Raw genomic sequence first — 11,991 nt, 5'->3', positions numbered from 1 at the left:
GGGCGCGGCCGCGACGGCCCGGCGCCCGGTACGGACTGATTTACACCTGAGGCGCTGCCTCGGACAAAGACATCAGGGCGGACACCCTGAATTCGCGAACGGAGAGGATCGATGGCCTACGCGGCAGCGGACCACGCCCACGACCATCCCACGGGGTGGCGGCGCTGGCTTTTCTCAACCAACCACAAAGACATCGGCATTCTGTACCTCATGTTCGCGCTGTTCGCGGGCTTTGTGGGTTTTGCGCTGTCGGTCGGGATGCGCATGGAGCTGCAGGAGCCCGGCCTGCAGATCTTCGCCAACGGTGACATGTACAACGTGTTCACCACCGGCCACGGCCTCATCATGATCTTCTTCATGGTGATGCCGGCGATGATCGGCGGGTTCGGCAACTACTTCGTGCCGATCATGATCGGCGCGCCGGACATGGCCTTCCCGCGGATGAACAACATGAGTTTCTGGCTCCTGTTCTTCTCCTTCCTGCTGCTCATCACGTCGCTCTTCATGCCCGGCGAGCCCGGCGGCCACGGCTTCGGCGGCGGCTGGACGCTCTACCCGCCGCTGTCCACGCAAGGCTCCCCCGGCCCGGCGCTGGACTTCGGCATCTTCGCCATCCACGTCTCGGGCGCGGCGTCGATCCTGGGCGCGATCAACTTCATCACCACGATCCTCAACATGCGTGCCCCGGGCATGACCATGCACAAGATGCCGCTCTTCGTCTGGGCGCAGCTGGTCACGGCCTTCCTGCTGCTGCTGTCGCTCCCGGTGCTCGCCGGCGCGATCACCATGCTGCTGACGGACCGCAACTTCGGCACCGCCTTCTTCGACCCGTCGGCCGGTGGCGACCCGATCCTCTTCGCGCACCTCTTCTGGTTCTTCGGCCACCCCGAGGTGTACATCCTCATCATCCCGGGCTTCGGCATCGTCAGCCACATCGTGTCGACGTTCTCGCAGAAGCCGGTGTTCGGCTACCTCGGCATGGCTTACGCGATGGTCGCGATCGGCGTCGTCGGCTTCGTCGTGTGGGCGCACCACATGTACACGATCGGCATTTCGCCGGACACGCAGGCCTACTTCACCTTCGCCACGCTGGTGATCGCGGTGCCGACCGGCATCAAGATCTTCTCCTGGATCGCGACGATGTGGGGCGGCTCGATCGAGTTCAAGACGCCGATGCTGTGGGCGATCGGCTTCATCTTCCTCTTCACCGTCGGCGGCGTGACGGGCGTGCAGCTCGCCAATGCCGGCCTCGACCGCGCCTTCCACGACACCTACTACGTCGTCGCGCACTTCCACTACGTGCTGTCGCTGGGCGCCGTGTTCGCCATCTTCGCGGGCTGGTACTACTGGTTCCCGAAGATGTTCGGCATCATGTACAACGAGACGCTGTCCAAGATTCACTTCTGGCTGATGTTCCTCGGCGTGAACGTGATCTTCTTCCCGCAGCACTTCCTCGGCCTGCAGGGCATGCCGCGTCGCTATGTCGACTATCCGGACGCCTTCGCCAACTGGAACATGATCTCGTCGATCGGCATCTACATCACCGTCGTCGCGATGGTGGCCTTCATCTGGACCATGGTCGACGCGCTGCTGCGCCACCGCAAGGCGGCCGACAATCCCTGGGGCGTGGGCGCGACCACGCTGGAGTGGACGCTGTCCTCTCCCCCGCCCTACCACCAGTTCGAGACGCTGCCGCAGATCCGCTGACGCGGCAGCCGGGCGACGGGTCCCCGTCGCCCCCGATTTCCGCGGCGCCGCCTCCGGGCGGCGTCGCCGTTCGACGGCCCGACCGGGCCTTGGGCATCCCGAGCGCCCCGCTCGCGATCCCCAAGGCCCACCCGGCCCCGCCGCCCGGACCGCGCCGTCACCCGTGCCACGGGCTCGGGCGGCACGGCGACCGGCGGACACGGAGACGACCGCACCGCAAGGTGCCGCATGCGGCCCGCGAGGGCTCCAGGCCGCCGGGACTCCCGGCGGATCGATGGATCGGAGGAACGAGAATGTCAGTTCGGGACGGTGATTCGCTGGGTCTGGTCGATCTCGGCGCAACGCCTGGGGACTTCGTCGATCTTCTCAAGCCGCGCGTCATGTCGCTGGTGGTGTTCACCGCCTTCGCCGGCATCCTGCTGGCGCCGGGCCACCTGCATCCGGTCCTCGCCGCCGTCTCGCTGCTGGCCATCGCGCTCGGCGCCGGCGCATCCGGCGCCCTCAACATGGGCCTCGACGCCGACATCGACCGCCTGATGGCCCGCACCGCGTTGCGCCCGATCCCCTCCGGCCGGATCGACCGCGAGACCGCGCTCGGCTTCGGCACGGTGCTCGCCTCCGGCTCGGTCGTCCTCCTGGCCTTCGCCTCCAACTGGACGGCGGCGTGCCTGCTGGCGCTCACCATCGCCTTCTACGTCGTCGTCTACACCGTGTGGCTGAAGCGGCGGACGCCGCAGAACATCGTCATCGGCGGCGCGGCCGGCGCCCTGCCGCCGGTCGTCGGCTGGGCCGCGGTCACCGGCTCGGTCTCGCTGGAGCCGATCGTCATGTTCACGATCATCTTCCTGTGGACCCCGGCGCACTTCTGGGCCCTCGCCATCCTGAAGCGGGACGAGTACGCCGCGGCGGGCGTCCCCATGCTCCCCTCCGTCGCCAGCCGCGAGACGACGACACTCAACATCCTCGTCTACGCTGTGCTGACCGCCCTCTCCGGCCTCCTGCCGACCGTGCTGGGCTATGCCGGCATCGGCTACGCCATCGTCGCGGCGGGCCTCGGCGCCTGGCTCGTGCAGCGGGCGGTCCTGCTGCGCCGCGCCGGGCCCCAGGACGAGCGGCGTCACGCCGGGCGTCTGTTCGGCGTCTCCATCCTCTACCTCTTCGCCCTCTTCGGCGCGCTGATGGCCGACGGGGTGATCGCCGACCTTTTGACATGATGACCGAACCCGCCGCCCCCCAGCCCCGCACCCAGGCCGACGTCGACGCAGAGCGACGACGCCGGCAACGCAAGCGCTCCGTCGCGATCGCGGTGGTGCTCGTGTCGCTGGTCGCGATCTTCTACGCCATCACCATCCTGCAGATGACCGCCAACACGCCGGGGGTCACGTCGTGAGCGGCGACAAGCGCCACATCCGCATCGCGCTGGCGTGCGCGGCGTTCGTGTCGCTGATGGTGGGCGCGGCCTTCGCCTCCGTCCCGCTGTACGACCTCTTCTGCCGCGTCACCGGGTTCGACGGCACGCCCTCCATCGCCACGGTCGAGGCGGTGCCCGGCCTCGAGGTCGGCGAGCGCGAGCTGACCATCCGGTTCGACGCCAACATCCAGTCCAACCTGCCGTGGACCTTCAAGCCGGTGCAGCGGACGATGAAGGTCAAGGTCGGCGAGGTGGTGACCGCCGAGTACGAGATCACCAACCTCTCGGACGAGCACACGGTCGGCCAGTCGGTCTACAACGTCACCCCGTTCCAGGGCGGCGGCTATTTCACCAAGATCGACTGCTTCTGCTTCACCGCGCAGCCGCTCGAAGCCAACGAGACGCGGCGCATCCCGGTCGTCTTCTATGTCGACCCGGAATTCGACGAGGATCGCGACGCCAAGAACGTGCATGTGATCACGCTGTCCTACACCTTCTTCAAGGCGCAGACGGCGAGCTGAACGGTCGACGTCGCCTCGGCGGCGTGGCAAAGACAACGAGGGTCGGAGCGGGCCGGCGGCATGTGCGCCGGGCCCCCCGGCGGAGTTTCGGCCGCGTCACGCGGCACCCTCCCGGCAAGCTCCGGGGGAGACGATGCGGCGGCCGCGCGGCCCCGCGCACGAGCACGGCGGCGGACCGCGGGCCCGCCCCGAACGGGCTTCCGGACCCCGTCCGGAGAAGAACACGCCGGGCGAAAATCCGGCAGGGCGAACGGGGTCTCCCCGAGAGGATCCGCGCGGAACGCGCGAAGAGGGAATGACAATGGCAGGCGCGGCGAAGCACCACGACTATCACATCCTTGAACCCAGCCCCTGGCCGATCATGGGCTCGCTCGGCGCGTTCGTGATGATGTTCGGCGCCGTGGCCTTCATGCGCTGGCACTCGGGCGACGAGCTGCCGCTGGCGGGCATGAACCTCGCCGGCTGGGGCATCTTCGCCGTCGGCACGACCCTGGTGGTCGCGACCATGGCGCTGTGGTGGACGGACACCACCAAGGAATCCCTCCGCGGCGACCACACGCCGGTGGTCAAGCTGCACCTGCGCTACGGCATGATCCTGTTCATCGCCTCCGAAGTGATGTTCTTCGTCGCCTGGTTCTGGGCCTACTTCGACGCTGCGCTCTTCCCCGGCGATCCGACGACCTACGGCCGGCTCGATGTCACAGGGGGTCAATGGCCGCCGGAGTCGATCCACACGTTCGACCCCTGGCACCTGCCGCTCTTCAACACCATGATCCTGCTGCTCTCCGGCACCACCGCCACCTGGGCGCATCACGCGCTGCTGGAGGACGACCGCGAGGGTCTCAAGTGGGGCCTCATCTGCACCGTGCTCCTGGGCCTCCTGTTCTCCACCGTGCAGATCTACGAGTACACGCACGCGTCGTTCTCGTTCTCCGGGTCGCTCTATGGCGGGCCGTTCTTCATGGCGACGGGCTTCCACGGCTTCCACGTCTTCGTCGGAACGGTGTTCCTGGCGGTGTGCCTGTTCCGCGTCTACGCCGGGCACTTCACCAAGGACGCGCACTTCGGGTTCGAGGCGGCGGCATGGTACTGGCACTTCGTCGACGTGGTGTGGCTCTTCCTGTTCCTGTGCATCTACGTCTGGGGCGCCAGCGAACTCGTCCACTAAGGGGAGCGCGCCTTGCGGCGCCTCCTGCTCGCGGTCGCCATCGCCGGGGCCTTCGTCATCCTGATCGGCCTCGGCACCTGGCAGCTTCAGCGCCTCGAATGGAAAGAGGCGCTGATCGCCGCGGCGGCGGAGCGACCCGCCGCCCCCGCCGTCCCCGCGCCCGGGCCGGACGAATGGGGCAGCCGACCCGCCGCCTTCCCGATCGACGACTGGCGCTACCGTAGAGTCGCGCTCACCGGCAGCTTCGCCCCGGTCGAGGCCTTCTTCTGGATCGCGCTCGGCGAGCCGAACGGTCCGCTCGGCGGTCCCGGGTACATGGTGCTCGTCCCGTTCGTGACCGAGGACGGCTGGACGGTCCTCGTCAACCGCGGCTTCATCCCCGAGGACAGGCGCGACCCGGCGACGCGCCCGGACGCCGCGCCGCCGCGGGGCACCGTCACCGTCGAGGGCCTGATCCGCCGGGACGACCCGCCGAGCTTCATCACCCCCGCGCCCGACACGGCCGCCCGCATCTTCTACGCGCGCGACATCGGCGCCATCGCCGAAGCGCTCGGCGCGCCCGGCCCGATCGCCCCCTACCAGATCGACCTCGTGGCCGAGGAGACGCCGGCCGGCGGCCTGCCACAGGCCGGCGAGAGCCGCATCACGTTCACCAACAACCACCTGGGCTACGCATTGACCTGGTACGGCCTCGCCGCCGCGCTGCTGGGCGTGTCGGGCGTCGCCCTCTGGCGCCGCCGCGCGCGCGGCTGACCCGCGGTCGCACCCGCGGCCGCTGGTCACGGCTCACGGCCCGGCCGGTGCGAACGGCCGCCGTCGAGGATCGACGCGGCGGCCCGTCATTCCTGCATCGTCGAAGCGGCCCGGCGCGGCCGACCGGGCGGCGCTCGCTAGCGCCGCAGCGGCGACCAGGCCGGGTCCGAGGCCATCGTGTTCAGCCGCAGCTGCCGCTCGTTGCGGCCGGTGACGTTGACCGTCCAGATCCCCGGCCCGCCCTGCGGCCCGCCCGCATCGCGGAAAAAGGCGATGACGCGGCCGTTGGGCGCCCAGGTCGGTCCCTCGTTGTGGAAGCCGGAGGTGAGGATGCGCTCGCCGGAGCCGTCGGGGTTCATGACGCCGATCGCGAAGCGCCCCTGCGCCTGCTTGGTGAAGGCGATGAGATCTCCCTTCGGCGACCAGACCGGCGTGGAATAGCGACCGTCACCGTAGGAGATCCGCTGCTGGCCCGACCCGTCGGCATTCATGACGTACAGCTGCTGGCTGCCGCCGCGGTCGCTCTCGAAGACGATCTGCCGGCCATCCGGAGAGTAGGACGGAGCGGTGTCGATCGCCGGGGTGTTGGTCAGGCGGCGCGGCTGCCCGCCTTGCAGGCTCATCGCGAAGATGTTGGAGTTGCCGCCCTCCTGGATGCTCATCACCACCGTCGACCCGTCCGGCGAGAAGCGCGGCGCGAAGCTCATGCTCGCCGCCTTCGACAGGAGCTGCCGCCGCCCCGTCTCGACGTCGAGCAGGAAGACCTGCGGCTGCGCGCCCTCGTAGCTCATGTAGGTGACGTATTGGCCGGCGGGGCTGAAGCGCGGGGTCAGCACCAGCGTGCTGCCGTCGGTCAGGTAGGTCAGGTTGTAGCCGTCCTGGTCCATGATCGCGAGGCGCTTCACGCGCGCGTTCTTGGGCCCGGATTCGGCGACGAAGACGATGCGGGTGTCGAAGTAGCCGCTTTCGCCGGTCAGCCGCTCGTAGATCGCGTCGGCGACGATGTGGGCGACGCGGCGCCAGTTGTCGGGCGTCGTGGTGAACTGCTGGCCGACGACCTGCTGCTCCTGCAGGGGGTCCCACAGGCGGAACTCGACGCGCAGCTGCCCTCCCTCGGGGATCACGGTGCCGCTGACCAGCGCCTCGGCACCGATGGCGCGCCAGTTGGCGAACGCCGGCACCACCTCGACCCCCAGCGTGGGCGGGGAATATTGGGTGCGATCGATCCCGGCGAAGAGACCGGAGCTGACGAGATCGTTCATCACGACGTCGGCGATCTGCTGGCCCATCGTCGGATCGGCGCTGGCGAAGTAGGGGACGGCGATCGGCAGCGGACGCACGTCGCCGCCGGTCACCTCGATCGAGACGAGCGCGCTCGCCGGTGACGATAAAGCGGCCATCGTCGCCAGTGCAGCCAGGAACAGTCTGATGCGCGAGAGCATGAGCACACCCTTCATTGGAATAAGTCCTTCCTAGGCCAGCGGGCGATCCCTCGCCAGCCCGGGTGGGTCGGTCGACGATAATCTCGTCCCGCGCCGCGGCGGATCTCTCCACCGTGGCCCGCGGGGGTCATCCGAATTCGCGCGGGTCGAACGTGACCTGCAGCTCGCGCCAGAGGTCGTACTGGTCCGCGGGCAGCCAGTCGTACGGCGCGCATTTCAGAACCGCGCGGCGCGCGGCCTCGGCCGCGACGTCGAAGATCGGGCCGATGCCGCGGGCGCGAACGTCGACGATCCGTTCCAGCTTGCCGTCGGGCGTCAGGTTGAACTGCACCACGATGGCGAGTTCCTCCTCCTGGCCGACGGCGGCGGGACGGAGCCAGCACTCGCGCAGCCGGTGCATCAGCGCGTCGGTAAAGGTCGCGGTCTGCGGCGCGTCGGCGCGCCCGACGTTGGTGCCGGCGCTCGCCTGCGCGCGCCCGCTGCCGCCGCCGGACGGCGCGGTGCGGTTGATCAGCGAGGAGATCCGGTCGGCGTTGAAGGTGTCCTCCGGCGGCGTCTCCTGGCGCGCCGTGCGGGTGCGGCGCGGCGGCTGCGGGCGCGAGCGCGGCACCACCGTCTCCGGCACGGGCGCCGGCGCGGGAGCCTCGACGACCTCCGGCTGCGGCTCGGGCGCGGCCGCGGCGGTTTCGGTCGGCTCCGGCTCGGCGGGCTCGGGCTCCGGCTCGGGTGCCGCAGCGGTCTCGGGCGGCGTCTCGACCGGGTCCGGCTCCGGCGTCACCTCGGGCACGGCCTCCTGCGTCACCTCGTCGACCGGCTCGGCCTCGTCCGGCTGCGGCTCGGGCTCGCCGGCCTCGTCGGGCGCGGAGGATTCGGCCTGCGAATCGATCGCGTCATCGTTGGTGGCGATCGTCTCCGCCTCGGTGTCGGTGGCGCCGGGCATCGCCTCGGGCTCCGCCTCGGTCTCGCTCTCCACCGTCTCGGGCGCGGGCGCCATGGCGACGACCTGCTCCTCGGGGTTGCCTTCGGTGATGTCGGTCTTCTCGTCGATCGTGATGATCTCGATCGGCAGCGCCGCGACCGGCGGGGGCGTGAACCCCTGGCTCGACGGCAGCGTGATGATCGCCGCGGCGAGGATCAGCAGGTGCAAGATGCCCGAGGCGATGAAGGCGGCGCGCATGTCAGCGCGGCTCCTCGGTCGTGACGAGGGCGAGACGATTGTAGCCGGCGCGGTTGAGACGACCCATCACGCGCATGATGATGCCATAGTTCGCGGCCGCGTCGCCACGCACCTGGATGCGCTCCTCGAAGTTGCCCGCGGTTTCCTGGCTCAGCCGGTCGACGAGCTGGGTGATCGCCACTTCCGCCTCGTTGACGTAGATCGCGCCGTCGGGGGTGATGGAGATATTGATCGGGTCCGTGCGGCCCTCGATCGGATTGGCCTGACTCTCCGGTAGGTCGATCGGCACGCCCACTGTGAGAAGCGGCGCCGAGACCATGAAGATGATCAACAGCACGAGCATCACGTCCACGAACGGGGTGACGTTGATCTCGGCCATCGGCTGGAAGCGGGCGCGGCGCCGGCCGCGACCGGCACGACGGCCACCCGTGGGGCTACTCATCCCCATACGAAAAGCCTCCTAACGCCGCTCATCGATCTCCCGCGAGAGGATCGCCAGGAACTCGTCGGCGAACCCCTCCATCTGAGAGGAGATGCGACCCACGTCGGTCGCGAGCTTGTTGTAGAAGATGGTCGCCGGAATGGCGGCGAGAAGACCGAGCGCGGTCGCCAGCAGCGCCTCGGCGATACCGGGCGCGACGACCGCGAGGTTCGTCGATTCGGACGCCGCGATCGCCTGGAACGAGCTCATGATGCCCCAGACGGTGCCGAAGAGGCCGATGAAGGGCGCCGCGGAGCCGACCGAGGCGAGCACCATCAGCCCGCGCTCCATCTGCTCGCCCTCGCGCGCCAGGGTCATCGACATCACGCGGTCGATCCGGTCGGCGAGCGAGGCGAGCGCGGGGCGGTTGCCCTCGTGGCTCTTCTTCCACTCGCGCATGGCGGCGACGAAAACCGCCGCGACCCCGTCCGGCTCGTCGTCCTCGCGCTTCTGGTACAGCTCCTCCAGCGACTGGCCGGACCAGAAGTCGTCCTCGAAGGCGACGATCCGGCCGCGGATGCGACGGAAGGCCACGGATTTGTAGAAGATGATCGCCCAGCACCAGCACGAGGCGAGGATCAGACCGATCATCACGAGCTTTACGACGATGTGCGCCTGCAGAAACAGCGACACCAAAGAGAATTCGTCACCCATCAGGCACGATCCCTCCGGCCCGCGACCGTGGTCGCGCCGGCGAGGGGAAACGGCCGTCGGGCCATCCGGCTGCGCGTCACACTCAAAACTCCAAGAGCCAAAGTCACAGTCAAGCGATACCGACCGCATTGAACCGCGGTCCCTCTAACGCGTCGCTCTCGATGTGGCTAGAGCCATGCCAACTTGCAGGAAATTCAGCAGGACGTGAACGGCGGTACAAACCGGGGCCACCGAGCCGGATCGGACGCCGCCGAAGCCCCCGGATCCGCAGCCGCCGGCATCATGCATCGGCCAGGCGAGCCTGCCGCGGGGCGCGCTGCCCGCGCCAATCGGCGACAGAAAGGCCGGGACCGGAGGGGTTATCCTTGCGGCGCGGGGGACAGCGCGGCGCGCACGTCGGCCGGCGGGCGCTGCGGCCGGCCCCGCGGGTCGATCAGACACAGGTCGGCCACCGCCGAGACGATGCGCCGCTCCCCCACCGAGATCTCCTGTCGCAGCAGGAAGTTGGCGCGGCCGGCCTCGATCGGCGTCGTCGTCACCCGCAGCAGGTCGTCGATCACCGCCGGGCCGTGGAATTGGACATCGATCCGTCGCAGCGTGAAGTAGATCGGCGGGGTCAGCGCGGCCAGCGCCGCATGGTCGAGCCCGGAGGCGCGCAACAACTCGGTGCGCCCCCGCTCCAGGAAGCGGATGAAGGCGCCGTGATAGACGCGGCCGGAAAAGTCCGTGTCCTCGAAATAGACGCGGACCTCGGTATCGAAGGACATCGTCATCGCCGTTCGAACAGCTTTTCGATCTCGGCCAGCGACAGCGACACGAAGGTCGGCCGGCCGTGGTTGCACTGCCCCGCGGAGGGGGTCGTCTCGATCTGCCGCAGCAGCGCGTTCATCTCCTCGACCTTGAGCGCGCGACCGGAGCGGACCGAGCCGTAGCACGCCATCGTGGCGGCCGCATGATCGAGCCTTGCTTCCAGTGCCCCGGCGGCGCCCCAGTCGGCGATCTCGTCGGCCAGGGTCTTCACCAGCTTGGCGATGTCGAACGTGCCCAGCGCCGCCGGGGTCTCCCGCACGACGACCGCGCCGGCGCCGAACGGCTCCAGGGTGAGGCCGAGCCGGGCGAAGGTCTCGGCGTGCTCGGCCAGACGGTCGACATCCTCGGCCGGCAGCTCCACCACCTCGGGGATCAGCAGCCCCTGTGCGGCCGGCTCGCGCGTCGCCGCCGAGGCCTTCAGCGCCTCGTAGACGATGCGCTCGTGCGCGGCGTGCTGGTCCACCACGACGAGCCCGTGCGCGGACTGGGCCAGGATGTAGTTGCCGTGCACCTGCGCGACGGCCGCGCCCAGCGGGTGCGCGGAACCGTCCGGCGCGTCGGCCGGATCGTCCGGCACCCACTCGCCGGGCGCCGGCGCCGCGGTGCGGGGGGCGGGCGGCGCGGAGTGGAAGGCACGGCCCCGCGGCGGAAAGGACGGCCGCGCGGTGTAGGACGGCGACGAGCGGGCGGTGAACGGCGTCGCCGGCGCCGCGAAGCCCTGCGGCGCGTGGGCGGGCGCATCGTCTGTCTCCACCAGCGAGGAGGACGGCCGGCGCGCCGAGAGCGCCGCCAGCGCCGCCGTGGCGACGCTGTGCGAGGCCGTGGGCGGCGCTTCGGCCAGCGCGCGGCGGAAGGCGGTGACGATGAGGCCGCGCACCGCGTTGGCGTCGCGGAAGCGCACGTCGGCCTTGGCCGGATGCACGTTGACGTCCACCGCCGCGGGATCGATCGTGAGCCAGAGGATCGCCACCGGGTGGCGGTCGCGGGCCATCACGTCCTGGTAGCCGGCGCGCATCGCCTGGGCGATCAGCTTGTCGCGCACCACGCGGTTGTTGACGAACGCGTACGTATATTGGCTCGACGCGCGACCCGAGGTCGGCAGCCCGAGATGGCCGACGAGCCGCACCCCGTGCCGTTCGATGTCGAGGTCGATCGCCTCGTCGGCGAAGTCAGCGCCCAACACGTCGCGGGCGCGCTGGCGCGGCGTGCCGGCGGGGAACTCCTGCCGCCGCCCGTTCAGCGTCAGCGTGAAGGCCACGTGCGGCGCCGAGAGGGCGAGGCGCTTCACCGTATCCGACACCGCACCCGCCTCGGCGCGCTCCGACTTGAGGAACTTCAGCCGCGCCGGCGTCGCATAGAAGAGGTCGCGCACCTCCACGGTCGTCCCCACCGCACGGGCCGCCGGCTCCACCTCGCCGACGCGCCCGCCCGCCACGGTGATCCCGGCCGCGTCGCCGTCCCGGTGACGACTGACCACCGAGAGCCGGGCGACGGCGCCGATCGACGGGAGCGCCTCGCCGCGGAAGCCCATCGTCAGGATCGCCGAGAGGCCCGCCGCATCCACCAGCTTGGAGGTGCAGTGGCGCTGCACCGCCAGCGGCAGTTCCTCGACGCGGATGCCGTGCCCGTCGTCGGCGACGCGGATCAGCGCGGTTCCGCCGGCCTCGACCGTGACGTCGATCGCCCGCGCCCCCGCGTCGAGCGCATTCTCCACCAGTTCCTTCACCGCGCTCGCCGGCCGCTCCACCACCTCGCCCGCGGCGATCTTGTCGATCAGCCGCTCGTCGAGCCGGCGGACCGAGGCTGCGGTGATGATCGGCGCGTCGCTCACGAAGGGAAAGCCTCGCACGTCGGAATGCGTCAGAAG

At 69.9% G+C, this 11,991-nt stretch carries 12 protein-coding genes; 6 read left to right on the top strand and 6 right to left on the bottom strand.

Annotated features, from left to right (window positions below; all coding sequences use genetic code 11):
• Nucleotides 1-111: 111 nt before the first annotated feature.
• The 6 genes from ctaD to MRB58_RS13200 all read left to right on the top strand — a co-directional run bounded on the left by ctaD (nucleotide 112) and on the right by MRB58_RS13200 (nucleotide 5,560).
• The gene (gene ctaD / locus MRB58_RS13225; protein ID WP_244777600.1) at nucleotides 112-1,707 is read left to right on the top strand and encodes a cytochrome c oxidase subunit I; all 1,596 of its coding nucleotides are present in this window, start codon (nucleotides 112-114) and stop codon (nucleotides 1,705-1,707) included.
• A 293-nt stretch (nucleotides 1,708-2,000) separates the two neighbouring features.
• Complete coding sequence (locus MRB58_RS13220; RefSeq protein WP_244777599.1) at nucleotides 2,001-2,921, top strand: heme o synthase; 921 nt, start codon at nucleotides 2,001-2,003, stop codon at nucleotides 2,919-2,921.
• Nucleotides 2,918-3,097 (top strand): hypothetical protein, encoded by a 180-nt coding sequence (locus MRB58_RS13215; RefSeq protein ID WP_244777598.1) that lies wholly within the window; start codon nucleotides 2,918-2,920, stop codon nucleotides 3,095-3,097. The genes MRB58_RS13220 and MRB58_RS13215 overlap by 4 nt, the downstream gene beginning before the upstream one ends.
• Nucleotides 3,094-3,639: a cytochrome c oxidase assembly protein gene (locus tag MRB58_RS13210; protein ID WP_244777597.1), complete on the top strand. Its 546-nt coding sequence runs from the start codon at nucleotides 3,094-3,096 to the stop codon at nucleotides 3,637-3,639. The genes MRB58_RS13215 and MRB58_RS13210 overlap by 4 nt, the downstream gene beginning before the upstream one ends.
• A gap of 301 nt (nucleotides 3,640-3,940) precedes the next feature.
• Entirely contained in the window at nucleotides 3,941-4,807 is an 867-nt protein-coding gene (locus MRB58_RS13205; RefSeq protein WP_244777596.1) for a cytochrome c oxidase subunit 3, read from the top strand.
• A gap of 12 nt (nucleotides 4,808-4,819) precedes the next feature.
• Nucleotides 4,820-5,560 (top strand): SURF1 family protein, encoded by a 741-nt coding sequence (locus MRB58_RS13200; RefSeq protein WP_244777595.1) that lies wholly within the window; start codon nucleotides 4,820-4,822, stop codon nucleotides 5,558-5,560.
• A 137-nt stretch (nucleotides 5,561-5,697) separates the two neighbouring features.
• Here the strand turns inward: MRB58_RS13200 and tolB are convergent, their stop codons facing one another.
• The 6 genes from tolB to mutL form a co-directional block, all read right to left on the bottom strand.
• Nucleotides 5,698-7,017, bottom strand: coding sequence for a Tol-Pal system beta propeller repeat protein TolB (tolB, locus tag MRB58_RS13195; RefSeq protein WP_244777594.1), 1,320 nt, complete (start codon nucleotides 7,015-7,017; stop codon nucleotides 5,698-5,700).
• A gap of 112 nt (nucleotides 7,018-7,129) precedes the next feature.
• Nucleotides 7,130-8,179, bottom strand: a complete 1,050-nt coding sequence (locus MRB58_RS13190; protein ID WP_244777593.1) for a hypothetical protein — start codon at nucleotides 8,177-8,179, stop codon at nucleotides 7,130-7,132.
• A 1-nt stretch (nucleotide 8,180) separates the two neighbouring features.
• Nucleotides 8,181-8,621 carry an ExbD/TolR family protein gene (locus MRB58_RS13185; RefSeq protein WP_371747177.1) on the bottom strand — a complete coding sequence of 147 codons (441 nt, stop codon included), beginning with the start codon at nucleotides 8,619-8,621 and terminating at the stop codon, nucleotides 8,181-8,183.
• An 18-nt stretch (nucleotides 8,622-8,639) separates the two neighbouring features.
• Nucleotides 8,640-9,314 carry a protein TolQ gene (gene tolQ / locus MRB58_RS13180; protein WP_244777591.1) on the bottom strand — a complete coding sequence of 225 codons (675 nt, stop codon included), beginning with the start codon at nucleotides 9,312-9,314 and terminating at the stop codon, nucleotides 8,640-8,642.
• A 359-nt stretch (nucleotides 9,315-9,673) separates the two neighbouring features.
• Complete coding sequence (locus MRB58_RS13175; protein WP_244777590.1) at nucleotides 9,674-10,081, bottom strand: YbgC/FadM family acyl-CoA thioesterase; 408 nt, start codon at nucleotides 10,079-10,081, stop codon at nucleotides 9,674-9,676.
• Between the two features lie 2 nt (nucleotides 10,082-10,083).
• Complete coding sequence (gene mutL / locus MRB58_RS13170; protein ID WP_244777589.1) at nucleotides 10,084-11,955, bottom strand: DNA mismatch repair endonuclease MutL; 1,872 nt, start codon at nucleotides 11,953-11,955, stop codon at nucleotides 10,084-10,086.
• Between the last annotated feature and the right edge of the window lie 36 nt (nucleotides 11,956-11,991).

Source organism: Acuticoccus sp. I52.16.1 (assembly GCF_022865125.1).
Taxonomy (GTDB): domain Bacteria; phylum Pseudomonadota; class Alphaproteobacteria; order Rhizobiales; family Amorphaceae; genus Acuticoccus.
Note: the sequence above shows the minus strand (reverse complement) of the source record. Positions and strands in the feature narration are given on the sequence as shown.

Excerpts from the sequence above, each read along its gene's own strand:
- ctaD (WP_244777600.1), top strand. The coding sequence starts at position 112 with ATGGCCTACGCGGCAGCGGACCACGCCCACGACCATCCCACGGGGTGG.
- MRB58_RS13220 (WP_244777599.1), top strand. The coding sequence starts at position 2,001 with ATGTCAGTTCGGGACGGTGATTCGCTGGGTCTGGTCGATCTCGGCGCA.
- MRB58_RS13215 (WP_244777598.1), top strand. The coding sequence starts at position 2,918 with ATGATGACCGAACCCGCCGCCCCCCAGCCCCGCACCCAGGCCGACGTC.
- MRB58_RS13205 (WP_244777596.1), top strand. The coding sequence starts at position 3,941 with ATGGCAGGCGCGGCGAAGCACCACGACTATCACATCCTTGAACCCAGC.
- tolB (WP_244777594.1), bottom strand. The coding sequence starts at position 7,017 with ATGAAGGGTGTGCTCATGCTCTCGCGCATCAGACTGTTCCTGGCTGCA.
- MRB58_RS13190 (WP_244777593.1), bottom strand. The coding sequence starts at position 8,179 with ATGCGCGCCGCCTTCATCGCCTCGGGCATCTTGCACCTGCTGATCCTC.
- MRB58_RS13185 (WP_371747177.1), bottom strand. The coding sequence starts at position 8,621 with ATGAGTAGCCCCACGGGTGGCCGTCGTGCCGGTCGCGGCCGGCGCCGC.
- tolQ (WP_244777591.1), bottom strand. The coding sequence starts at position 9,314 with ATGGGTGACGAATTCTCTTTGGTGTCGCTGTTTCTGCAGGCGCACATC.
- MRB58_RS13175 (WP_244777590.1), bottom strand. The coding sequence starts at position 10,081 with ATGTCCTTCGATACCGAGGTCCGCGTCTATTTCGAGGACACGGACTTT.